The organism is Natrinema gelatinilyticum (genome assembly GCF_024266705.1).
Taxonomy (GTDB): Archaea; Halobacteriota; Halobacteria; order Halobacteriales; family Natrialbaceae; genus Natrinema; species Natrinema gelatinilyticum.
Genome location: NZ_CP100756.1, coordinates 1,863,343 through 1,885,650, shown reverse-complemented (window position 1 = coordinate 1,885,650; position 22,308 = coordinate 1,863,343). Strand labels below are relative to the sequence as shown.

The window sequence follows — 22,308 nt, the reverse complement described above, 5'->3', positions numbered from 1 at the left end:
CGGACGCTGTATCCCCGCCCTACTCGCTCGCGGCTAACGCCGTTCGCTCCTCGAGGACAGGGGCTTAGCGCCCTCTCTTTCAGCTAACTGACACCATCGCACCGCCTGCGAATACTGTCGCACCGACTGTAAATACCGTCGCATGCGACGCCTCACGTGCCGCCTGCAAGTGGTTATGCTTCGCGAACCAGCGCAACGCTCGCGAGCTGGTCGCCCGCGGTCACGGTCGCCTCCTGCGTGAGCGCATAGAGGATCCCACCTCGGTCGGCCGTCGCCTCGTATAACGTTTCGTAGGTCGTCGGATGGTAGACCGTGCCGATCGAGTGTCCCTCCGAGACGGACTCACCGACCTCGAGCGAGGGATTCGGCCGAAAGAGGCCGGAATCGCCAGCAGTAACCTGCCCCAGGTGGTTCCGGGCGATGGATTGGTCGCGCCGGGGGACCGGTCCGGGGAGAAGGTCGAGATACCGACAGACGTCGAGCAGTCCCTCGACCCCATCGTCGACGACCGTCTCGAGAATCTGCTTGTTGTAGGCGAGTTCGGGCGTGATCGAAGGGATCCCCTCTTCGGCGGCGGCGACGCGGAGCTTTCCAGCGAAGCCGCGGTGGTGCCACTCGTCCGAGGCGTCCTCGTCTGCCTGTTCGGACAGCAGGAGATCGGTTCCGAACGCTTCGGCGAGCGATCTGGAGCGCTCGTCGCCCTCCCGGTAGACGACGTGGGGAAGCATATCGGGGCTCCCCGTGTGGAGGTCGACGATTGCGTCGGCCGTCGCGACGTACTCCCAGAGCCGAGCCGCCATCCGCTGGTGGAGGCTGCCGTCGCCGTTTCCCGGCCAGATCCGGTTCATGTTCGGATTGACGCTGTCGAGTTGTTCCGGCGTCGTGTACGAGACGCGGTCGAACGTCAGTGGGTTCGCGACGGGGACGGCGATGACAGTCCCCGACAGGGTCTCGAGCGGGAGTCGCTCGTGGAACCGTCGGAGCACCTCCGTTCCGTTGATTTCGCGGCCGTGCTGGGCCGCCTGCACGTACAGCGTCGGCCCAGGTTCGTCACCGCGATAGGTGTGAACCGTGGTCGTCAGTTCCACGCCCGACGGTAACCGCGCGAGCGTCACCTGTTCCCCCGTGTGTGTGCCGTCGCCCATACGTCCTCGTTTCACGTCCGGAAGTATGTAGCTGCGGCCGGCCATCGGGCGTCGGACCGATCACGGCCGACGCGAGAGCCGGTGGTGTCGGCTCGCTGTCCCGCGACTCGAGACCACTATCGTTTTCAGTCGTCCCGTCGTCGCCGACGTATGGGAGACGTTACTGCAACCCTGCACACGACCGAGGGAGATATCGAGGTCGAACTGTACGACGAACGCGCGCCGCGGACCGTCGACAACTTCGTCGGGCTCGCGACCGGCGGGAAGACCTGGACCGACCCCGAATCGGGAGAGGAAGTCGAGGGCGAACCACTGTACGACGACGTGGCCTTCCACCGCGTTATCGAGGACTTCATGATCCAGGGCGGCGATCCGACCGAAACCGGACGAGGCGGCCCCGGCTATCAGTTCGACGACGAGTTCCACGATGAACTGCGCCACGACGACGAAGGCGTGTTGAGCATGGCAAACTCCGGACCAAACACCAACGGCTCGCAGTTCTTCATCACGCTCGACGCCCAGCCCCACCTCGACGACCGCCACTCGGTCTTTGGCAAGGTCGTAGACGGGATGGACGTCGTTCGCGAAATCGGCAGCGTCGACACCGACACCAACGACCGACCGCGGGAGGACGTCGTCCTCGAGTCGGTCTCCGTCGACTACGAGTAAGCCGCCGATCGGCGATGCGAATCGTCGACGACCGCGTTACTGACGATTCACTGGTCCGGCGGTCGGTCGAACGGTCGCCGGCTGAGGTGAACAGGTACCGACCGATGTGTTTTACCCTCTGGACCGATGTACTCGGGTAGAATGGGATCGTCTTCATCCACTGATCCACCACACGTCGTTCGACTTCGCCACCAGGAGGTGGTCATCGAACTCGGCAAACAGGCGCTGGAGACGGACGATTACGTGCAACTGCAACACAAAGCGGTGGCCGCTGTCGCCGAATCGCTGGATGTCGAGTACTGTGGGCTGTTCGAGGTGCGGTCGTGCGAAGACGAGTGCGTGTTGCGAACGGGAAATGGGTGGAAGACGGGAGATGACGGAACTGCAACGCTACCGACGGGAACGGAGTCGCAGATCGGAGCGACACTCCGGGCCGACGAGCCCGTCGTCGTCGAGGATCGACAGGCCGCCGATCGGTTCGACGGGTCCGAATTACTCGCCGAACATGGCGTTACCAGCGGCATCACCGTCCGTATCGGCTCGAGCGACGAGCCGTGGGGCGTTCTGGGAGCGTACACAAGCGAAGAGCGGACGTTTCGCGAGGCCGACTGCGAGTTCGTCCAGAACGTCGCAGAGATCCTCGCGTCGGTCACGCAAACCGGGCAGGCGCGAGTGGACCGCGACGAGGTGTACGGCCGGATCTCGGACGGATTCTTCGCGCTCGACGAAGAGTGGCGGTTCACGTATCTCAACGACCGTGCACACGAGCTGATCAACCCCGACGGCCGCCGGCTGGTCGACGAACACGTCTGGGAGGCGTTTCCCGAAGCGATCGGCCGGAAGTTCAGATCGAAGTACGAGCAGGCGATGTACGACCAGGAGGCCGTCTCGTTCGAGGGATACTATCCCGAACCGCTCGACGCGTGGTTCGAGATTCGTATCTATCCGTCCGAGACGGGGCTTTCGGTCTACTTTCGCGACGTCACCGAGCGGATCGAGCGTGAGCGGAAACTCGAGGAGTCGGAACAGCGGTACCGGACGCTCGTCGAACACTTCCCGAACGGAGCGGTCGCACTGGTCAACGACGAACTCCGGTACGAGACCATCGGCGGCACCCCCATAGACGAGACCGGAGCGACGAACGCGGAACTCGAGGGTGAGCCGGTCCGGGAGGCGTGGGCGCCGGCGCTGGCCGAGGAAATCGCCCAGGGCTACGAGGCTGCGCTCGACGGCGATGCGAATTCGTTCGAACTCCAGACCGCGGATCAGGTCTACGACGTCCAAATCGTCCCGATTCGAGATGAAGACGGCGACGTGATCGCCGCGCTCGGAATATCCCAGAATATCACCGAACGCCGCACGTACCAAGAGGAAATCGAACGATCGGAGCAGCGCTACCGAACGCTCGCGGAGTACTTCCCGAACGGGCTCGTGACCCTGTTCGATCACGACCTCGAGTACACGCTGGCCGCCGGCCAGGGCTTCGATCGGATCCCCGTCGAACCCGACGATCTCGAGGGGCGAACATTCCACGAGGTCTGGCCGGACGAAACGGCCGACGCGCTTCAGCCGGCGTTTCAGGCCGCCCTCGCGGGCGAGGAACGATCGGTCGAACTCGAGTACGCCGGCCGCGAGTGGGTGGTCCACGCGGCCCCGATTACGGACGAGCGCGGCGACGTCCTCGCTGGAATGACGATGGCCCAGGACATCACCGAGCAAAAAGAGCGAGAACGATACCTTCGCGACGCCAAATCGCAGCTCGAGGCGGCGACCGAAGCCGGCGCCGTCGGTACCTGGGAATGGGACGTCCGAAACGACGAGATGGTCGTCGGCCCATCGTTCGCCAAGACGTTCGGTGTCGACCCGGAAGCGGCTCATCGTGGCGTGTCGCTCGATCGGTTTATCGATGCTATCCACGAGAATGACCGCGAACGGGTCGTTTCCGGGATCGAAGCAGCCGTCGAGACCTGCGGAGAATACGAATCGGAGTACCGCGTCCGAAACGCCGAGGGCGAAACCCGTTGGGTCGTCGCTCGCGGTCGCGTCGAATGCGACGACGATGGCGAGCCGATGACCTTCCCCGGCACGCTCACCGACATCACCGACCGCAAACGCGCCGAACTCGAGCGCCAGCGCAACCAGGATCAGCTCGAGACGCTGTTCGAGGTCCTCCCGGTCGGCGTCGTGGTTGCCGACGCCGACGGGCGGCTCATCGATGCCAACGACACCGCACGAGAGATCTGGGGCGGGGATGTGTTCGACGCCGGCTCCGTCTCGGAATACGAGAAATACTCGATACGGTGGGCGGACTCCGGGGACGCGGTCGCGCCCGAAGAGATGACGATGACCCGAGTCCTCGCCGGCGAAGACGTTCGGGAACCGGACGTCTTCGAAATCGAGGCCGCCGATGGGGAGCGGCGAATCATCAGAGTTCAGGGACGGCCAGTGGTGGACGAAGATGGGTCCGTGACTCGAGGCGTCATCACATTCACGGACATCACCGAACGCCGCGAGTACCAGCAAAAACTCGCCGAAAGTGAGCGACGGTACCGGACACTCGTCGAACACTTCCCGAACGGTGCGGTGTGCCTATTCGACGAGGACCTGCGATATCAGATCGCAGGTGGCGAGACCCTCGAGGAACTCGGCACCGACGCGACCGAGATCGTTGGCCAGACCATCTGGGAGCGGTATCCGACGGCGCTCGCCGAACGACTCGAGCCCAATTTCGAGGGTGCCCTCGCTGGCGAGACGAACACGTTCGAGGTGTCGTTCCACGATCGGGACTGGCTCGCCCACACGCTCCCCGTGACCGACGACGCGGGTGATATCTTCGGGGGGATGATCATGTTGCAGAACATCACCGATCGAAAGGAGCGTGAACGGGAACTCGAGGAATCGGAGCGTCGGTACCGGACACTCGTCGAGAACTTCCCCGAGGGGTCGGTCGGACTGTTCGACGACGACCTGACGTATACGGCCGTCGGCGGCCAACTACTCGACGAGATCGGCATCGATACGGCGGACCGCGTCGGAAACAGCGTCTCCGACATCTATCCGGATCGTCTGATCGAGGAATACGAACCGTACTTCCAAGCGGCGCTCGAGGGGGAGCACCACTCGTTCGAACTCGAGTTGTACGACCGGCGCCTGTACGCTAATACCCTGCCGGTCAGAAACGCCAACGACGACATCTTCGCCGGCATGATCGTCGTTCAGGACGTTACCGAGCGCCGGGAATACCAGCGAAAGCTCGAGGAATCGAACGAGCGCTTAGAGCAGTTCGCCTACGCGGCCTCACACGACCTGCAAGAACCCCTCCGGATGGTAACGAGCTATCTCACGTTGCTCGAGAAGCGCTACGAAGACGTCTTCGACGAGGACGGCCGGGAGTTCCTCGAGTTCGCCGTCGACGGCGCCGAACGGATGCGCGAGATGATCGATGCCCTGCTCATGTACTCGCGGATCGAAACACGCGGTGACCCCTTCGAACCGACGGACTTGAACGCGGTACTCGAGAGCGTTCTCGAGGACTTGCAGCTCCAGATCGAGGAGAGCGGCGCCGAAGTCACGACCGAAGAACTCCCCCACGTCGACGGTGACGAGAATCAACTACGCCAGGTGTTCCAGAATCTGCTCAGCAACGCGATCACGTACAGCGGCGACGAGCCGCCGCGGGTTCACGTCGGTGCCGACCGACGCAACGGGGAGTGGGTGATCTCGGTCCGCGACGAAGGGATCGGCATCGCCCCGGACAATCAGGAGCGGGTGTTCACCATCTTCGATCGGCTCCACAGCCGCGAGGAGTACGACGGGATGGGCATCGGCCTGGCGCTCTGTGAACGGATCATCGAACGCCACGGCGGCGAGATCTGGGTCGACTCCGAACCCGGCGAGGGATCGACGTTCTCGTTTACGCTCCCCGTCTCAGACGACCGCGAGCGATGACGCCCAACCGCGGGTGTCGTGGCCGCTGCCGATACATCGGATGGCGACTGGCGGAATCCCCTCGAGTGGTGCCCGCAGGGCTGTTATTTAGGGCACGGGCCACGAAAGGCCGGTATGGGTTGGACAGCCGACGACATCCCGGACCAGCACGGGCGGACAATCGTCATTACGGGCGCGAACAGCGGGATCGGCTTCGAGGCGACCCGCGAACTCGCGCGCAACGGTGCGACGGTGATCATGGCCTGCCGAAGTCTCGAGCGCGGCGAGGACGCGGCGCGGGACATCCGCGAGGACGGCACCGACGCAGACCTCCGCGTCGAGGAGTGTGATCTGGGCTCACTCGAGTCGATCCGGACGTTCGCCAACGGACTCGAGGACGAGGTAATCGACGTGCTAATCAACAATGCGGGAGTCATGGCGATCCCGCGCTCGGAAACGGAAGACGGCTTCGAGACCCAGTTCGGGGTCAACCACCTCGGCCACTTCGCGCTCACCGGCCTGTTACTCGACACGCTCTCCATCGACGAAGAACCCGACTCGCGGATCGTAACCGTCTCGAGCGGCGTCCACGAACGCGGAGAAATCAACTTCGACGACCTCCAGCACGAACAGTCCTACGACAAGTGGGACGCGTATGCACAGTCGAAGCTCGCGAACGTGCTGTTCGCGTACGAACTCGAGCGACGGCTGCTCACGGCGGACGCGAACGCAAAGAGCATCGCGGTTCACCCCGGCTACGCCGACACGCAACTGCAATTTCGCGGCCCCGAGCAGCGTGGCAGCCGGCTTCGGAAAACCGGGATGTGGATCATGAACACCGTTCTGGCCCAGTCCGCGGGAAAGGGCGCGCTCCCGACGCTGTACGCCGCAACCGATCCGGACGCCGAGGGCGGTGCGTACTATGGCCCCGGCGGATTCCAGAACATGCGCGGGACGCCCGAACGTCAGGCGTCCTCGGATCGCTCCTACGACGAGGAGACGGCCCGTCGACTGTGGGCCGTCTCGAGCGAACTCACCGGCGTCACGTACGACCTGCCCGAGCCGAAAGCGGGAGTGCCAGCCTGATTGAATCCGACGAAAGCGTTCACACCGTTCGCGCCAACCGTAAGGCGAAAGACCAACCGATCGAACTAGAACCCAATGAGCGACGACGCCATTCAACGCGCTAGCGACGTCGGTTCGGCCGACGCCCCGCCGGTCAAGGAGAAGCCCTACAAGATAATCTTCGAGGCGAACAAGTGCTTCGGCGCGGGCAAGTGCGCCGAAGTCAGCGACAACTGGGAGATGTCCATCGCTTCCGGCATGGCCCAGCCGAAAACGTACTTTTTCGACGAGGACGACCTCGAGCACAACGTCCGCGCCGCGGAGGTCTGTCCAGCGAAGAAAGACGACGGCTGCATCCACGTCGTCGACCGTCGAACCGACGAAGAGATCGCGCCGGATCCCCACGGTGACGGCACACTGAGCGTCGACTGGTAGCACGAGGAAGGACGCTGCCTCGAGTTCGATTGGTCGCGGCCACCGACGAACCGTCGCCACACCGAAACGCACATCCCGACCCCGGGACAACGATCGATTGCCTTCTGTGCGAGGGTAGCCAAGCAGGCCAACGGCGGTGGGCTTAAGACCCGCTCCCGTAGGGGTCCTTGGGTTCAAATCCCAACCCTCGCATTCGTCACGAGTATCCGCGAGTGACGAGTACGAGACGCGGGATTTGAAGTACGCGAGACGCAGCGCGAACGGAGTGAGCGACCGTCTGGCGGTGGTTCAAATCCCAACCCTCGCATGCCGCCGCGATCCACTCGTGAGTGGCGACTGAGGTGGTCGAGATTCGAACCAGGAAATCACAGCCCGTCGACCGAAGTGAGCGAGAACGGACGGCCTATTGCATGTCCTCGAGCGTTCGAACGGTGTCCGACATGATCCACGCCGTCTCACTATTCGGTTCCTCGAGAGAAATCGCGAAAAACGAGTCGCGACCATCGTCGACGGTAATGCGGTATCCACGGCTCTGCAACGCTCGGCCATCGTCGGAGACGGGTCCAGGGGAGTTCATAGTCGTCTTCAGAGATACCAGCAGATAACGAATACGATTCGGGACGGACCCGAAGCGCACTCGATGGAGTCGGCTATCACTAGCTGGCGGACGGGGTCAATACGAGAGTCGTTCGGGGGCGTGAGTAGCGCTTCAGTCCGGCTCCTGCGAGAAACCCCTTCAGAACGGGTACTCTCGAGGTTCGTGCTGGATCGAAATCCACTTCGTCGTCGTCACTTCCTCGAGGATCTGCTCGCCGTTGTAGCGGCCGATGCTGGACTCTTTCATCCCGCCGAACGGGACGTGGGGTTCGTCGTTGACCGGCTGATCGTTGATGTGGATCATCCCCGTCTCGATTCCGTCGGCGATCTGGCGAGCCTGCGCCATATCCTCGCTGTGGACCGACCCCGAGAGACCGTGGATCGTGTCGTTGGCGAGATCGATCGCCTCTTCGTCGCTCGAGAAGGGGATTACGGGCGCGATGGGGCCGAAGTGTTCGTTGCAGGCTGCGGCCATGTCGTTGTCAACGTCGGAGAGAACCGTCGGGTCGACGACGAGACCGTCGTGGTCGCCGCCGGTCTCGACCGTCGCTCTCTCGTCGACCGACTCCTCGACGTACTCGAGGATCTGGTCGCGCTGGCTCTCGTCGATGATGGGACCGACGATCGTGTCGTCGTCGGTCGGATCACCAGTCGGCAGCGAGGCGGCCCGTTCGGCAAGCGCGTCGACGTAGTCGTCGTAGAGCGACTCGTGGACCAGGTGGCGATTGGTCGAGATACAGATCTGGCCCTGGTGCAGGAACGAACCGAAGACGCCTCCGTCGACGGCCCGCTCGAGGTCGGCGTTCTCGGTGACGACGTGGACGTTGTTCCCGCCGAGTTCGAGGGCGGGCAACGCGGCGTTGCCGGCCGCCTGCTCCCCGACGCGCTCGCCGACCTCAGTCGAACCCGTAAAGGCGATGACGCTCGGGAGTTCGTGGCCCGCAACCGCGTCGCCGATATCGGAGCCGCGACCCGGAACGACGTTGATGATCCCCTCCGGTGCGCCGGCCGCCTCGAAGATGCGCGCGAGCAGCAGGCCGCCCGTGATCGGCGTGTTCGAGGCAGGTTTGAGGACAACGCCGTTACCGGCCGCGATCGCCGGAGCGACCGCCCGCATCGAGAGGTGGAGCGGAAAGTTCCACGGCGAAATGACGCCAACGACGCCAACGGGGACCCGCTCCGCGATATTCTCTTTGCCGGGCGTGATCGAATCCGCGTGCTGGCCGTCCATTCAGGACGGGTAGCTGGCCGCCTGCTGCATCATTCCGCGGGCAGTCCCAGTTCGGCCTCGGACTTGACCCGCGTGCTCCCGGCTTCGAGGGTCAACAACTCGGCGATTTCCTCGCGGTGGTCGTCGACGAACTCGAGGGCAGCGTTGATCACGCCGGCTCGCGCTTGCGGCGGCTGTTCGGCCCACCCGGTCTGGGCCTCGGCGGCGGCCTCGTACGCTTGGTCGACGTCGTCTTCGGTGCCCGCCGGGACGGACGTGATCTCCTCGCGCGTGTAGGGGTTCTCGACGGAGATGTTGTCCCGGTCACCGCTATCGATCCAGTCACCGACGAGGTACAGCGAATTCCAGCCGGCTTCCGGTGCGAGAGGCAGGTCGGTCATACGTGGGGGCTATCCTTCGAGCGGGCAAAAGAAGCGGACTCGCAAGTGCAACGGGGGTAGAAGTGAGGACTCGAACGCAGGGCAATCAGAGCGAACGGCGCTCAAGGAACGAAACCGTGACCGGAGTCGTTGCCCTCGTACGGTCAGCTGTAACGGTTTACAGGAGCACCCACAGGACGGTCGCGGTTGCTCCGGAACTGACGGACAGCAGTCCGTATCAGGCGAGGCGCCTCGGAAGTAACACCGCGAGCGACAGGTAGATCACGACGGCGATGACGAGGGCGAGGAGGAAGCCGAGGAAGAGAGTCTCGGAGACGAACCGCCACCCGAACAGCACGACGGCCGCCGGTGGGAGCGCGAGTCCGGCGGCCGTCCGGTGGAAGCTGCGGAGGCGAGTACCGACGTCCGTCGGCTCGAGGTCGTCTGCGTCTCGGTCCTCCTCGTCGGCGATCATCGCGGGGAGAAACAGGTAGGTTCCGAGACCGAGCAATAGACCGACGAACGCGCCGAACGTCGGATCGCCGAACAGCTCGAGGGAGACGTACGCGAATATCGGAACGTCGACGATACCGGCACCGAGCGCGATCAGTTGTGGCGACGGCCCACCCTCGTCGAGAGAGTCCGACCGTACGTCGCGAGAGTCGTTCATCGTATCCGGATCGATCCGCTACAGCCATATCATAGTTCTCGGTCGCGCTCGCGACCTGAACGGTACGCTCGCTTTCGCGTCAGTCCTCGCTCTCGGCGACGTCCTCCGCGCGAAGGTCCTCGCTGGCCTCGCGAACCTCACGCATCACGCTCGAGATGCGCTCTTCGGCCTCGAGTTCGTCCTCGACGGAGAGGTCGACGCCCTCGACCTCGAGGAGGAACTTCGCGACCTCGGTCGCCTCGTACATCACGTCGTCGAGTTCCTCCGCGGTGAAGAAGTCGCACATCGCGCCGTAGAGGAAGGTCGCTCCTGCCGTACGGACCTTCTCTTCGAAAGATGAGCGGGCCTGATTGACGGCCTGGGGAGTGTACGTATCGGTCATGAAGGGGATGAGTTCAGGCAGGTTCTCACCGATTTTCGTCATCTCGATGCCGGTCTCCGTTCGGAAGTCGGAACAGAGCCGCGCGATGGCCCACTCTCGGGCGGTAATGTAGGTCCGATCCCGCAGGAACTCGTTGACTCGCTCGTACTGCGCGCCGTCCATTTTCTTGAAACGAGCGTATTTTTGTACGTCTTCGGGGACGTCGGATTCCTGTGGCTCCGGATCCGGGACGGCCGGCATCGACGCGTCGACGTCGCTCGAAGACGGCTGCTCGGCGCTATGCGTCTCCGTCGCGGGCTCGTCTCCATCTGCTGCGGGCGCCTCTGCGTTCGTGGCGGATAACTCCCCATTCGGAGTCCCTGCGTTCGTCGCGGCTTCCACCTCGTCACCGGCCGGGCCATCGTCCGTTCCGGTTGGCTGATCGGTCCGATCCGGGCGGTCCGATTCGGAACGGTCGACAGTCTCGTTGCCGTCCATGAGGTGGCATTGTCAAACCGCGGGCAAAAGAGTTCCCCTCCCTACAGTCGACCGTGACGATCTGGCCGAAAGGATGGCCAGGAAGCGAAACGGAATCGACTTGCTAGCTCAGTCCGGAGGGAATACCACGAGAGGAGTCGTGTCCGTTGCAGCCCGATACGCGTCCGCTACAGCTCGTGTCGGTTCACGACCTCCCAGTTCGTCTCGTCTATGACGACCGCCTGATTCTCGCCGAAGACGTAGAGGTAGTCGTCAACGTACATCGCACGCGCTCCGGCCCCGCCCAGGTCGACGCGAGCGACCTCCTCGAGTTCGCCGCCGGTGTAGTCGAACACGTAGCTTTGTTCACCGCCGGGCATGAAGAACACGCCGTGAGTCTCGTCCTGTAGGAACGCCGTGTGCGTTCGGCTCACGGCGCTGTAGTACTCCTCAGTGAGGATCTCGGAGTCGAGTTCGATCGGGTTCTCGGGATCGCTGACGTCGAAGAGGGTCGCCTTGGGCCTGCGGTCTTCCTGTCCGATACCGAGGACGAGGTCGTCCTCAAGCGGGTGCAGGTACGTCGAGAAGCCCGGCAGTTTGAGCTCCCCGTCGACGGTCGGGTTCGTCGGGTTGGACAGATCGAGCGTGTAGAACGGATCGATCTCCCGGTAGGTGACGACGTACCCCTCGTCGCCCTCGAAACGGACGGAATAGATGCGCTCGTCGACGCCCAGCCCGGTCACCGAGCCGACGGTCTCGAGGTCCGAATCGAGGACGTAGACGTCGTTCTCGGAGTCGAGGCCGTGCGTTCGCGGGATCGTCGTCGCGATACGGAGATGGTCGTCGTGTTCGTCCATGGAGAACTGGTTGAGTGGCGTTCCCGGGACTTCGCCGCTGGCCTCGACCGACAGTTCGCCCTCGATGTCGATCCTGACGATACCGGTCGTGCTCAGATCGCGGTGGTGGGCCGCAACGTAGTCACGCAATCCGTCCTGGAAGGCCTGACGGGCCGCTTTGCGCTCACCGTCGTCCATCCGGCCGTACCAGTCGGTGAGGATTTCCTGGAGTTCGACTGCTTTGGCGCGCTGGGAGATATCGATGGTCTCGAGGGCGGCGAGGCGGTTGCGAGCCGTCGCATCGAACAGATCGGAACCGTTCTCGCTGCCGAGGAACGATCGCTGCAGTTCGTACCTGTCGGTCGAACGGGTGTACGAGAGGTAGATCCCGTTCTCGGACACGTACGTCGCGGACAGCGAACGGGAGCCGACGACGCTCTCTTCGCTCTCGAGTGACCCCGTCTCGGGATCGACGCGGGCGGCGGTGTAGACGGCATCGGCGTCGGCTTGCGTGGCCGGACGGACCACGTCGGTACACTCGATCGCCGTGTCGCCGTAGGGAACGATCGGACACGGGTCGCTGCCGGGTCGATCCACCAGAACCAGGTAGAGGTCGCCGTCGTACAGGCGAGCGGTCTCGACGGTCGCCTCGAGGTCGTTGCGCCACAGTCGCTCGGGGTCCTCGGGATCGCTCACGTCGTAGCCGGCCGCTTGCTGGTTGCCGAGAACGACGAGGGTGTCGTTCGCGAGGAGGAGATCGCCGGAGAGCGGAATCGACCCCACGGTCCGGGGCGCAGCGGGATCGCTCACGTCGACGATCGACGTCTCGGCCCATCGCGACGTGTATCGATAGGTGGCGTAGTAGGCCGACTCGCCGTCGGTCTTCAGGACGTCCGGTTCGTCGAGACCTGCCTCCTGGACGTTCGTCCTGGAGTGACGCGGTTCGGTTCGGTCACCCCGTTCTGACGCCGCATTCCCTCCGGGGTCAGCCGTATCGGTGGTACTATCCGGTTCCCTGCTCGAGCCTCCCTCGAGCGCGACGCCGTCGTCATCCGTGGGGGGGAGCGCCGTCGGACCGCCCGAACGGATGCCACTCGAAGCGTCGCGGAAGTACTCGACGAACGCGTCGTCGGACGCGAAGGTCGCCAGTTCCGGATCGGTCGTGCCTGTGAGAAGCGTGTTCTCCGGGTCGAGGTCGGCCTCAGCGGTGCCGTCGTCGCCGAACAGTCCGGCGAAGCCGGCACCCGCGATCGACCCCACGAGCAACGCCGTGAGAGCGACCGCGATCAACGTGGTTCGATCGGTCATGTTTTCGTGAACGACACGCTGTACTAAGGAAACGCCGCTAGGTAAAATAGCACTTTCACCCAGATCGCGAACGATCAACAGCGCCAGCGTCGTCGAGGGAACGAGTTGTGATCAGTGGTCCTCGCCGCCCACTCGCAGTTCTCACCGGCCCGTCCAGTGTGATTTCCATCGGGAATCCAGTAAACGATTTGCCCGCCCTCGAGAGTTCGACCGGACTTAAGTTCGTGAGGGACATTCGGTAGTACATGTCACAGACACCAGTCGTAGTGAAGGCAGTAAGGACACCACAGGGGAAAGAAGACGGCGTGTTCGCGGACGTCCGAAGCGAGGACCTCTCGGTGGCGCTAATCGACGAGATCCTGGCCGAGACCGGGCTCTCCGGCGAAGAGATCGACGATCTGATGTGGGGTTGTGCCCAGCAGCGCGGCGAGCAGGACAACAACCTGGCGCGCGTTATCGCCATCCTCTCGGAACTCGGCGAGGGCGTGCCGGCGACGACGATCAACCGCTGGTGTGCCTCCTCGATGCAATCGGTCATCTCCGCATCGGACGCCATCGCGGCCGGCAACCGTGATGCGATCATCGCCGGCGGGGTCGAGAGCATGACTCGCGTCCCGATGGGCGAAGGGATCGGGCACATCCACCCGCGACTGGCCGAACTGTACGACCTCGGCGATCTCCAGATGGGGATGACCGCCGAGAAAGTAGCCGAGGAGTACGGCGTCAGCCGCGAGGAGCAAGACGAGTACGCCGCCCGGAGTCAGCAGCACGCGGTCGAGGCCACCGAGGAGGGACGGTTCGACGACGAGATCGTCCCGATCGAGACCGACGACGGAACCGTCGAGGAGGACGAGGGGATCCGTCCCGGCACCACAGCCGAGAAACTCGCCGACCTGCCGACCGTCTTCAAAGAAGACGGCACCGTCACACCCGGTAACGCCTCGCAGATCTCCGACGGCGCATCTGCGCTGCTCGTGACGAGCGAAGCCTTCGCCGAGGAACACGACCTCGAGATCATGGCCGAGATCGGTCAGAACAACGTCGCCGGCGTCGACCCTACCGTCATGGGAATCGGCCCGGTCCCGTCGACTCGCGGGTTGCTCGAGCGCACCGGTCGCGACATCGACGAGTACGACCTCGTGGAACTCAACGAGGCGTTCGCCAGTCAGACGCTGTACTCGCGCGACGAACTGGGCATCGATCCCGAGATTTTCAACGTCAACGGCGGTGCGATCGCCATCGGGCACCCGCTCGGCGCGTCGGGTGCTCGTCTGCCGGTCACGCTGATCCACGAACTCCAGAAACGCGGCGGCGGCCTCGGCCTGGCGACGCTCTGTGTCGGGTTCGGTCAGGGTGCAGCGATCGAGTTCGACGTCAACTGAGCCCGTTACACTGGACCGTGTGGTCCAGATTGTGCGAGGGAATCGCAGTTCTCGGTTCCCTCGAACTGCGTAGCGAACGATGAATCCGTGAGCGAGACGTGCGATTCGACGCGAACCAAAATTGCAAACGGGGGCAACGCGAGCCGTGAACGAAAGCGACGGCCGAGACGGACGGCGGTCGCGCCGAGGGGACGTTCGAGACGAATTCGACTCGTCCGGTCTCCGACCGAATAGCCGTAACGTACACGTATTCATCGGCCGTACGCCGCAGTACTCGCATGCCACTCGAGATGAGATCCGAGTGTGAGCGGTGTCATCGCCCGCTCGAGAAATCCGATGAGAGTTATATCTGTGCGTACGAGTGCACGTTCTGTCCCGATTGCACCGCCGAGTTGGACGCCGTCTGTCCGAACTGCAGCGGCGAACTCGTCTGCCGACCGCGACCGCCCGCGTGATCCGACCGAGATGGCAGACGTCGTGAGAGTTAGCGTACGAACGCAGACGTCATGACGAGACAACTACTTTAGAAGGATCGAGCCCGTCTGGTCGCGTATGAGCACGGTCTTACAGGCGGCGATCATTGGGATACCACTCGCCTGGCACCTCGGCCTGACCGCCATCGCCTACTACGACGCCGGGCGGGTTGGCCTCGAGCCGCCGGCGAAGTGGGCGGCGATCACCTTTTGCGTCCCGATACTCGGCTTTTTCACCTACCTGTTCGAGCGCAGCGAGCTGTCGTACGATCCCGAGACCGATCCGTACCGGGGAAACAACTTCAACATTCACCCCTCGCGGGCCGACGACAGTCCGCTGCCGTCTCGCGGAGACGATCGACGCTCGCCGGCGACCGACGGCGTCGGGGACGACGGCGGAGCCGACGACGGCTCGTAGGGATGGCGATCCGAACGAGAGAGCGGGTCGGCTGCGGATCGGCCGACGATCGATCATAGTTTCAAGCGTGTCGCCGACGAATCGGCATTCGAGATGTCCAACGACGGCACCATCACCCTCGTCCCCAGCGTTCACTTCTCCGAGACGCACCGCCGGCGCGTCCGTGCGACCATCCGCGAGACCGACCCCGACCTCGTCGCCGTCGAGCTCGACGAATCGCGCTTCGAACGCCTCGAGCGACGCGACCGCCCGGAGCCGGCTGAACTGGCGCGGGAGTTGCCACCCGTCACCGCGGTCGCCTACAGCACGCTGAAAGCGATCCAGCGGACGGTCGTCCGGCTGTACGGGCTCGACCCCGGACAGACCGACATGGAAACGGCCATCGAGACCGCCGCTGAACGGGACACCGACGTCGCGCTCATCGACGATCCGATCGCTGAAACCGTCGGCGAACTCTCGAGTCGGCTCGGGCCGGAGACGCTCCCGAAAGTCGCGTTCCGGATGGGGGCGATGGGGCCCGCGGAGTACGCGACGCAGGCCGAATTGCTCTCGCTCCCGCTCAAAGACATCCGAAGCGGCGACGACGTGCAACCGGCGATCGACCACCTGCGGTGGCTGCTCCCCGAGGTCACAGCCGTGCTGATCGACCGGCGCGACCGCGCCATGGCGGAGCGACTCGACGTCCTCCGACGCGACGGACACGACGTCGTCGCAGTTATCGGCGCTGGCCACCACAACGGTATCGAGCGAACGCTCGAGGAACTCCAGGCAGCGGGTGCAGACGGAACGCCGACGACGACGGTTCCGATTCGATCGCCCGCTCGGTCGGTGACCCGGATTCCGATTCAGTAGCGGGCGGCAAAAATGAAGGGCGACCGCGTTCAGTCGTCGGCCGGCGCGCCGTGACCGCCTTCGAACGCTGCGTCGGGGACCGTTCCGTCGTCGTTCCAGCCGCGCTCGTCGTAGTACTCTTCCAGTCCCCGTTCGAAGTCCGGAATCTCGTAGGGGAGTCGGTCGTCGTCGCGGTCGAAGCCGCGCTGGTTGTTGAAGTGACGCTCGAGCGAGACGACTTCGGCCCCGACCTCGAGCAGTTCCTCGTAGTCGGCGTCGAGCAGTGTCGCGATGCGGTCTTCCGTCACGAAGTCCCGAGAGAACTTACAGATGACGCCGCTGTCCTTGATCGCATTGATGTTCTCGAGTTCGACGAGTTTCGGGGGTTTGTCCTCGAGACCCCCCTTGTCGAACGCGTCGTCGGCGTCGACCAGCGGGTACTCGTAGGGGTAGAACTCGGCGTACATGTGGTCCGCACCGCGATTCGAGGTGGCAAAGGCCAGCCCCTGCCCGTTCAAGGTACGACCGTCGTGAGCAGAAAACTCCATGCCCTTGACCGACCAGTTTTCGACGCCGAGTTCGTCGTGGACGCGGTCGACTCCATCGGCGAGCGTGTCGCCGACGCCCTCCCGATACGCGATTTTCTCGACGAGGTCGTGGATGAGATCGGCGTTGCCGAACTCGTCTTCGCTTTTGAGGTACGCCGAGACGACGTCGCCGGCCGAAATCGTGTCGAGTCCGTACTCGTCACAGAGCTTGTTCGACTGCATCACGTCGACGATGTCGTCGATACCTGCGTTCGAGCCGAACGCCATGACCGTCTCGTACTCCGGGCCCTCGGTCTCGAGGCCTGACTCCTCGTCTCGAGTCGGGAGTTTACAGGCGAACGCACACGCCGAACAGGTTCCTTTCTTGTACTTCTTTTCCTCGACACGGTCGCCGCTGATTCCCTCGACGCCCTCGAAGGAGGTATCGGTGAAGTACCGCGTCGGCAGGGCTTCGACCATGTTCGCGTACTCCGTGACCGAGGTGGTCCCCTGGGCTTTCATCGGATGGTCCGCTTTGGCTGCCTCGCCGTGAATTTCCATCTGGAGCGGCGGAATCTCGACGTCACGCGTCGAGTCGCCGTCGAAGGTGATCGCCTTGACGTTCTTCGAGCCCATGATCGCTCCGAGCCCGCCGCGGCCGAAGGCTCGTTCTCGAGAGGTCATGATCGAAGCGAAGCGAACCTGGTTCTCGCCGCCGGGGCCGATAACTGTGGTGTGTTCCGAGCCGAACCCATGTTCGTCCTCGATGTACTCACAGGTCTCCGAGACGGTCGCCTCGGCGAGGTCGGGCACGGGCTCGAATTCGACACCGTCGTCGGAGACGTGGACGATGACGAGTTCGTCGCTCGCGCCGGTAATCTCGACGGCACTGTAGCCCGTGCCGGTGAAGTTCCGCGAGAGGAACCCGCCCGCGTTTGACGAGAGTAGCCCGTCGGTCAACGGCGAGACGCCGGTCGCCGACATCCGACCCGTAAAGCTCATGGTCGAGTGTTGCATCGGGCCCGTGGCGAAGTACAGCCGGTTCTCCGAACCCAGCGGGTCCGCATCGAACGGAATTCGATCGTGGGCGAGTTTCGTCCCGAGCGCCCGCCCACCGATGAACGACTCGAGGATTTCGTCTATCGCTTCGGTCTCGACCGTTCGGTCGCCGACGTCGATCGAGCACAGCGGTCCACGTACGTGTTTCATGGTACCACAGTGAAGGACACACGCGCAAAACGGTATCGGTTTTTCGAGTCTCGGGTGGGCCCGTATCGAACGGTCGACGATGGACCGACGACGACATCGATCACCGTGGCATCGGCAACGGGAACCGACCACGGCGAAGATCGATTCGTCGATCGAGGGCCTCGAGGGACAGGTCCGTCGACGTCGACCCGGAAGACGACGACGACGACGTGAGTACTAGACGGGCGTTCCGCAGCGTTGGATCGCCTCTCGGACCGACTCAGTCCGACCGATAAGTGTGATGTGGTCCCCTCGCTGTAGTTCGACGTCCGGAGACGGAACTTCGCTGATGCCGTCCCGGCTCACGAGCGCGATGAGAACGCCGTTCGGGAGTTCCCCGTCGATGTCGGATATCTGCTTGCCCACGAGGTCCTCGTCGGTGACTTCGATCTCCTGGACGTCGCCGGATCGGCCGAGTTCGGACATCCAGTTCGAGAGCGCGGGCCGTTCGATCACGTTATCGATCGCCCACGCGGTCGACTCCGCCGCCGAAATAGTCTCGACGCCGAGGTCCTCGAACGCCGCGGCGTTCGAGGGGTTGTTCGCCCGGGCGATCACCGTCTGCACGTCGAAGTTCGATTGTGCGAGTTGCGCCACGAGGAGGTTCACGTCGTCGTCGCCGGTCGCCGCGACGACGATCCGAGCGTTCTCCGCACCCGCCGTGCGGAGCACCTCCACGTCGGTCCCGTCGCCCTCGCGGGCGGTGAACCCGTCGTTACGAAGTTGCTCGAGGACCGCACGGTCTTCCTCGATCAGGACTACGTTTTCTCCGCGCGCTTCCAGTCGTTCTGACAGCGAGCGGCCGACGCGGCCGCCGCCGATGATGAGTACACGCATAGGTATGACGTCGAGTTTTTCCGCGATCTGCCTGGCGAACCCACCCTCAAGGACGACGGTCACGAGTATGACGAGGAAGACCGTTCCCACGAGGAGATCGGCTCCGGCCGGATTCGTCGGCGGTTCGGGCGTCTGGAGCCGGATCGCAAATAGCGTCGCGACCGACGCGGGAATAATCCCGCGCGGGCCGACGAAGCTCATAAACAGCTTCTCTCTGACCGTAAACCGGCTACCGTACGTCGACAGAAAGACGAGCAGCGGTCGCAGGACCAGCATTACGATCACGACCACGGCTATGCCGCCGAGGCCGAGTGCGAACAGCCGGTCGAAATCGAGCAACGCGGCGAGTGTGATGAAGACGAACGAGAGGACGAGCAGCGTCACGTCGCCTTTGAACGCCTCGATATCGTTCTCGTAGGGGAGACCGGCGTTGCCCAGTATCAACCCGGCCGTCGCCGCGGCCGCGACGCCCGCTTCGGGGAAGATGTAATCGGCCGTCCCGAAGGCGATGATCGCCCCAGCCAGCGTAAGCAGCCGGGCGTTTCGCGGTGCATCGTCGGGCGAGATATCGACGTACTGAAGTATCCCCCAGACGATCACGGCGACGATGACGCCGACGAGCAACCCCGTCCCAAGCCGTTCGGCAAACAGTTGCAAGTAGTCGTTCGGAGTCGCCTGTTCGGTCATCGCCTCGAACAGGACGACCGCGAGGATCGCAGCCGTCACGTCGTTGATGATTCCTTCCGTCTCGAGTGTCGCCGCGACTCGATCGCGGACGGGAACGACTTTCAGAATCGGCGTGACAACCGTTGGTCCAGTAGCAACGAGGAGGGCGCCGATCATCAGCGCCATCTCCCAACTGGCCCCGAGAAAGAACCAGACCGTCACGGCGGTTCCCACTAACGCGATCGCCGCTCCGATGGTCGTCAGACGGATCACCGCCCTCGGCGCTTCTCGTAGCTTTTCGATCTTGAGGTGATACGCGCCTTCGAAGACGATGATCGCGACGCTCAGTCCGACGATCGTCGGAAGGCCGCTTTGTTCGCCAAACGAGCTGACCGATAACACGCCCAACCCTTCCGGGCCGATCAAGATCCCGGAAACGATGAGAAAGAGAACGCTTGGAACACGAAACCGTGCCGAAAGGAGCTGTGAGACGACGCCGAGGCCGACGATAGCGGCGACCAGTATGAGCAGATTTCCACTCGCTTCTGCGCCCGTCATAGGTTCGACTCTCGGTCTGCAATCGATCGACACGGCGACGCTGCTGGCACGTCCATTCGTGTCGGTCGTACTCGCTCCAGTCGGTTAACTACTGTGGGATTCGTGCGATGATTCTAGGGAAAATGGGCCATAACGGGTGCGAACGATTACCACCCGAACAGTGCAAGCGCAGCAACTGACAAAACGGTCAAAAGCGAGGGGTCGATCGACGGGGTCTGTCGAAATCCGTTCTCGATCACTCGTCTCCGTACATTCGGTCGACGCGATCTTCGAATCGGTCCATGATAACACGTCGCTTCTTCTTCATCGTCGGGGTGAGCATGTCGTTTTCTTCGGTGAACTCCCGGGGAACGAGTTCGAACCGTTTGATCGTTTCGTGTTTCTCGAATTCCTCGTTGACCCGGTCGACCTCCTGCTGGACGTGTTCGCGAACCCGGTCGTCGTCGCACATCCCCTGGGGATCGTCGGGGAGGTTGATATCGGCTTCCTCGGCCCACGAGCGAATGTGATCCGTGTTCGGGACGAGCAACGCACCGATGAACTTCTCGCCGTCGCCGACGACCATCGCCTGCTCGACGACCTCGCTCGCGGCGAAGGCGTCCTCGATCGGCCCCGGCGCGACGTTCTTCCCCGTCGAGAGGACGATGATCTGTTTGACGCGGTCGCGGAACTCGAGGTAGCCGTCGGGCCGAATGTGGATGATATCGCCGGTTCGGAACCAGCCATCTTCAGTAAACGCACTCTGGGTCGCCCCGGGTTTGTTCCAGTAGCCCTGCGTGACGTTCGGACCGTTCACGAGGAGTTCGCCGACCTCGCCTTCGTCGTCGACGAAGGCCTCCTGGTCGGCGAGGGTCTCGTCGACTTTCACGTCGACGTTGAACAGCGGCGGCCCGATCGTTCCGATCTTCACGGCCTCGGGCGGATTCGTCGAGACGACGGGTGCGGTCTCGGTCAGCCCGTACCCTTCGTAGATCGGGAGTCCCATCGCGTGGTATAATCGCGCCAGTTCCGGTGAGAGGCTCCCGCCGCCGCTGATGAGCAATTCGATTTCGCCACCCAGTGCCTCCCGGACCGACGAGAAGACGAGTTTGTCCGCAAGCGCCTGCTTCGCCTTCAGAATCGAGCCGGGGGAGTCGGCTTTGTAGTACTCCACACCGACGTCCGTCGCCCACTCGAAGATCCGTTTCGACACCGCCGACCCGCTGGCCTCCTCACGGATCGCGTCGTAAATCTTCTCGTAGACGCGGGGGACGCTCGTAGCCCCCGTCGGCTGAACCGTGCTGAAGTCCTCTTGCAGCGTATCCGGACTCTCCGCGTACGCGACGCAGGCGCCGCTCGCGAACAGGGTGAAGTGGCCGGCCGTCCGCTCGAAGACGTGAGCCAGCGGCAGGTACGACATCGCCAGCACCTCCTCGTCGATCGCCGGGATGTCCTCGGCCTTGTCGGGACGCGGCCCGAAACGCTTCCGGGTGCCGTTGACGTTCGATCGGAAGTTGCCGTGCGTTAGCTGGACGCCTTTCGGCTGGCCCGTCGTCCCGCTCGTGTAGATCAGGCTCGCCAGATCGTCTAGTTCCGTCTCGTCGATGCGGTCCTCGTAGGCATCGAGGTCGAATCGCTCCTCGCCTCGGGCGTGTACCTCCCCGAGGGTGAAGATGTCGTCCCGGTCGTCGTAGCCCTCGAGTTCGTCCATCGAGACGATGAACTCGAGGTCGAGACCGTCCTCGACGTCGAGGACCCGCTCGAGGAGCGTTTCGTTCTCGACGACGACGCCGTCGGCACCCGGATCGTCGAGCAGGTACCGAACCTGATCGGGTGAGGAGCTCTGGTAGACGGTCGTGACGACGGCGCCGGCCCCGAGCAAGGCGAAGTCACACTGTGCCCACTCCATGCGCGTGTTCGCGAAGAGTCCAATACGGTCTCCCCTCTCGACTCCCAGGTCCACGAACCCGGTGGACAGTTTCCGGACGATATCGCGCATCTCCGCGTACGAAATCGTCCGGTACTCACCAGGATCCGCAGCGGTCAGGACCGAGTCGGTCAGCGATCGATCGAAGATTCCTCCCTTGTACTTCTGTGCCGGCCGATTCGAATGACGCTCGGCCGAGTCTTCGTACATCTGCGCGAGCGTCGTCTCCTCGGTGACTTCGTCTTCGTACTCCCGTTCGGCATCCCTCCAGTCCATATACGTATGGGAGAATCTCCCATGCGATAAAATGTGATGAAACGGAATTCATCCGTTCTCGAGTTTATTGTCGGCCATATTATCGTTAAAAAACGGCTGAAATGAC

At 63.4% G+C, this 22,308-nt stretch carries 16 protein-coding genes, 1 tRNA gene and 1 pseudogene; 9 read left to right on the top strand and 9 right to left on the bottom strand.

Annotation, left to right across the window (positions count from 1 at the left end; translation table 11 throughout):
- Nucleotides 1-173 precede the first annotated feature (173 nt).
- Nucleotides 174-1,145, bottom strand: coding sequence for a succinylglutamate desuccinylase/aspartoacylase family protein (locus tag NJU76_RS09215; RefSeq protein WP_254527785.1), 972 nt, complete (start codon nt 1,143-1,145; stop codon nt 174-176).
- A gap of 150 nt (nt 1,146-1,295) precedes the next feature.
- Here NJU76_RS09215 and NJU76_RS09210 point away from each other — a divergent pair, with 150 nt between their 5' ends.
- The 5 genes from NJU76_RS09210 (at nt 1,296) to NJU76_RS09190 (ending at nt 7,433) form a co-directional block, all read left to right on the top strand.
- A complete protein-coding gene (locus NJU76_RS09210; RefSeq protein WP_254527784.1) occupies nt 1,296-1,814 on the top strand; it encodes a peptidylprolyl isomerase in 519 nt (172 codons plus the stop codon).
- A 141-nt stretch (nt 1,815-1,955) separates the two neighbouring features.
- On the top strand, nt 1,956-5,762 hold the full coding sequence (locus NJU76_RS09205; protein ID WP_254527783.1) for a PAS domain-containing protein: 3,807 nt from the start codon (nt 1,956-1,958) through the stop codon (nt 5,760-5,762).
- A gap of 114 nt (nt 5,763-5,876) precedes the next feature.
- A complete protein-coding gene (locus NJU76_RS09200; protein ID WP_254527778.1) occupies nt 5,877-6,827 on the top strand; it encodes an oxidoreductase in 951 nt (316 codons plus the stop codon).
- 75 nt (nt 6,828-6,902) lie between these two features.
- Entirely contained in the window at nt 6,903-7,241 is a 339-nt protein-coding gene (locus NJU76_RS09195; protein ID WP_254527776.1) for a ferredoxin, read from the top strand.
- Between the two features lie 108 nt (nt 7,242-7,349).
- A tRNA-Leu gene (locus NJU76_RS09190) sits at nt 7,350-7,433 on the top strand.
- A 211-nt stretch (nt 7,434-7,644) separates the two neighbouring features.
- On the opposite strand, the gene NJU76_RS09185 is transcribed toward NJU76_RS09190, so the two are convergent.
- From NJU76_RS09185 to NJU76_RS09165, 5 genes and pseudogenes are all read right to left on the bottom strand, one after another.
- Nucleotides 7,645-7,818, bottom strand: a complete 174-nt coding sequence (locus NJU76_RS09185; RefSeq protein ID WP_254527774.1) for a hypothetical protein — start codon at nt 7,816-7,818, stop codon at nt 7,645-7,647.
- 159 nt (nt 7,819-7,977) lie between these two features.
- Nucleotides 7,978-9,449: pseudogene (locus NJU76_RS09180) on the bottom strand (aldehyde dehydrogenase family protein).
- A gap of 217 nt (nt 9,450-9,666) precedes the next feature.
- Nucleotides 9,667-10,098 (bottom strand): hypothetical protein, encoded by a 432-nt coding sequence (locus NJU76_RS09175; protein WP_254527772.1) that lies wholly within the window; start codon nt 10,096-10,098, stop codon nt 9,667-9,669.
- Between the two features lie 79 nt (nt 10,099-10,177).
- Nucleotides 10,178-10,957 (bottom strand): DUF5806 family protein, encoded by a 780-nt coding sequence (locus NJU76_RS09170; RefSeq protein WP_254527770.1) that lies wholly within the window; start codon nt 10,955-10,957, stop codon nt 10,178-10,180.
- 167 nt (nt 10,958-11,124) lie between these two features.
- Complete coding sequence (locus NJU76_RS09165) at nt 11,125-13,080, bottom strand: beta-propeller domain-containing protein (RefSeq protein WP_254527768.1); 1,956 nt, start codon at nt 13,078-13,080, stop codon at nt 11,125-11,127.
- Between the two features lie 245 nt (nt 13,081-13,325).
- Between NJU76_RS09165 and NJU76_RS09160 the strand changes: the two genes are divergently transcribed.
- The 4 genes from NJU76_RS09160 (at nt 13,326) to NJU76_RS09150 (ending at nt 16,205) form a co-directional block, all read left to right on the top strand.
- Nucleotides 13,326-14,462: a thiolase family protein gene (locus NJU76_RS09160; protein WP_254527766.1), complete on the top strand. Its 1,137-nt coding sequence runs from the start codon at nt 13,326-13,328 to the stop codon at nt 14,460-14,462.
- Nucleotides 14,463-14,740: 278 nt separating this feature from the next.
- Nucleotides 14,741-14,917, top strand: coding sequence for a DUF1272 domain-containing protein (locus NJU76_RS27015; protein ID WP_425604263.1), 177 nt, complete (start codon nt 14,741-14,743; stop codon nt 14,915-14,917).
- Nucleotides 14,918-15,014: 97 nt separating this feature from the next.
- Entirely contained in the window at nt 15,015-15,353 is a 339-nt protein-coding gene (locus tag NJU76_RS09155; RefSeq protein ID WP_254527764.1) for a hypothetical protein, read from the top strand.
- 93 nt (nt 15,354-15,446) lie between these two features.
- On the top strand, nt 15,447-16,205 hold the full coding sequence (locus NJU76_RS09150) for a TraB domain-containing protein (protein WP_254527762.1): 759 nt from the start codon (nt 15,447-15,449) through the stop codon (nt 16,203-16,205).
- A gap of 29 nt (nt 16,206-16,234) precedes the next feature.
- On the opposite strand, the gene NJU76_RS09145 is transcribed toward NJU76_RS09150, so the two are convergent.
- The 3 genes from NJU76_RS09145 to NJU76_RS09135 all read right to left on the bottom strand — a co-directional run bounded on the left by NJU76_RS09145 (nt 16,235) and on the right by NJU76_RS09135 (nt 22,202).
- Nucleotides 16,235-17,920: an aldehyde ferredoxin oxidoreductase family protein gene (locus NJU76_RS09145; RefSeq protein ID WP_254527760.1), complete on the bottom strand. Its 1,686-nt coding sequence runs from the start codon at nt 17,918-17,920 to the stop codon at nt 16,235-16,237.
- Nucleotides 17,921-18,136: 216 nt separating this feature from the next.
- The gene (locus NJU76_RS09140) at nt 18,137-20,020 is read right to left on the bottom strand and encodes a cation:proton antiporter domain-containing protein (RefSeq protein ID WP_254527758.1); all 1,884 of its coding nucleotides are present in this window, start codon (nt 20,018-20,020) and stop codon (nt 18,137-18,139) included.
- Nucleotides 20,021-20,255: 235 nt separating this feature from the next.
- Complete coding sequence (locus NJU76_RS09135) at nt 20,256-22,202, bottom strand: AMP-dependent synthetase/ligase (RefSeq protein ID WP_254527753.1); 1,947 nt, start codon at nt 22,200-22,202, stop codon at nt 20,256-20,258.
- Between the last annotated feature and the right edge of the window lie 106 nt (nt 22,203-22,308).

What these genes read in the sequence shown, in the direction of transcription:
- NJU76_RS09135 (WP_254527753.1), bottom strand. Translation starts at nt 22,202, where the DNA reads ATGGACTGGAGGGATGCCGAACGGGAGTACGAAGACGAAGTCACCGAG.
- NJU76_RS09210 (WP_254527784.1), top strand. Translation starts at nt 1,296, where the DNA reads ATGGGAGACGTTACTGCAACCCTGCACACGACCGAGGGAGATATCGAG.
- NJU76_RS09215 (WP_254527785.1), bottom strand. Translation starts at nt 1,145, where the DNA reads ATGGGCGACGGCACACACACGGGGGAACAGGTGACGCTCGCGCGGTTA.
- NJU76_RS09205 (WP_254527783.1), top strand. Translation starts at nt 1,956, where the DNA reads ATGGGATCGTCTTCATCCACTGATCCACCACACGTCGTTCGACTTCGC.
- NJU76_RS09145 (WP_254527760.1), bottom strand. Translation starts at nt 17,920, where the DNA reads ATGAAACACGTACGTGGACCGCTGTGCTCGATCGACGTCGGCGACCGA.
- NJU76_RS09150 (WP_254527762.1), top strand. Translation starts at nt 15,447, where the DNA reads ATGTCCAACGACGGCACCATCACCCTCGTCCCCAGCGTTCACTTCTCC.
- NJU76_RS09170 (WP_254527770.1), bottom strand. Translation starts at nt 10,957, where the DNA reads ATGGACGGCAACGAGACTGTCGACCGTTCCGAATCGGACCGCCCGGAT.
- NJU76_RS09195 (WP_254527776.1), top strand. Translation starts at nt 6,903, where the DNA reads ATGAGCGACGACGCCATTCAACGCGCTAGCGACGTCGGTTCGGCCGAC.
- NJU76_RS27015 (WP_425604263.1), top strand. Translation starts at nt 14,741, where the DNA reads ATGCCACTCGAGATGAGATCCGAGTGTGAGCGGTGTCATCGCCCGCTC.
- NJU76_RS09165 (WP_254527768.1), bottom strand. Translation starts at nt 13,080, where the DNA reads ATGACCGATCGAACCACGTTGATCGCGGTCGCTCTCACGGCGTTGCTC.
- NJU76_RS09140 (WP_254527758.1), bottom strand. Translation starts at nt 20,020, where the DNA reads ATGACGGGCGCAGAAGCGAGTGGAAATCTGCTCATACTGGTCGCCGCT.
- NJU76_RS09155 (WP_254527764.1), top strand. Translation starts at nt 15,015, where the DNA reads ATGAGCACGGTCTTACAGGCGGCGATCATTGGGATACCACTCGCCTGG.
- NJU76_RS09200 (WP_254527778.1), top strand. Translation starts at nt 5,877, where the DNA reads ATGGGTTGGACAGCCGACGACATCCCGGACCAGCACGGGCGGACAATC.
- NJU76_RS09175 (WP_254527772.1), bottom strand. Translation starts at nt 10,098, where the DNA reads ATGAACGACTCTCGCGACGTACGGTCGGACTCTCTCGACGAGGGTGGG.
- NJU76_RS09185 (WP_254527774.1), bottom strand. Translation starts at nt 7,818, where the DNA reads ATGAACTCCCCTGGACCCGTCTCCGACGATGGCCGAGCGTTGCAGAGC.
- NJU76_RS09160 (WP_254527766.1), top strand. Translation starts at nt 13,326, where the DNA reads ATGTCACAGACACCAGTCGTAGTGAAGGCAGTAAGGACACCACAGGGG.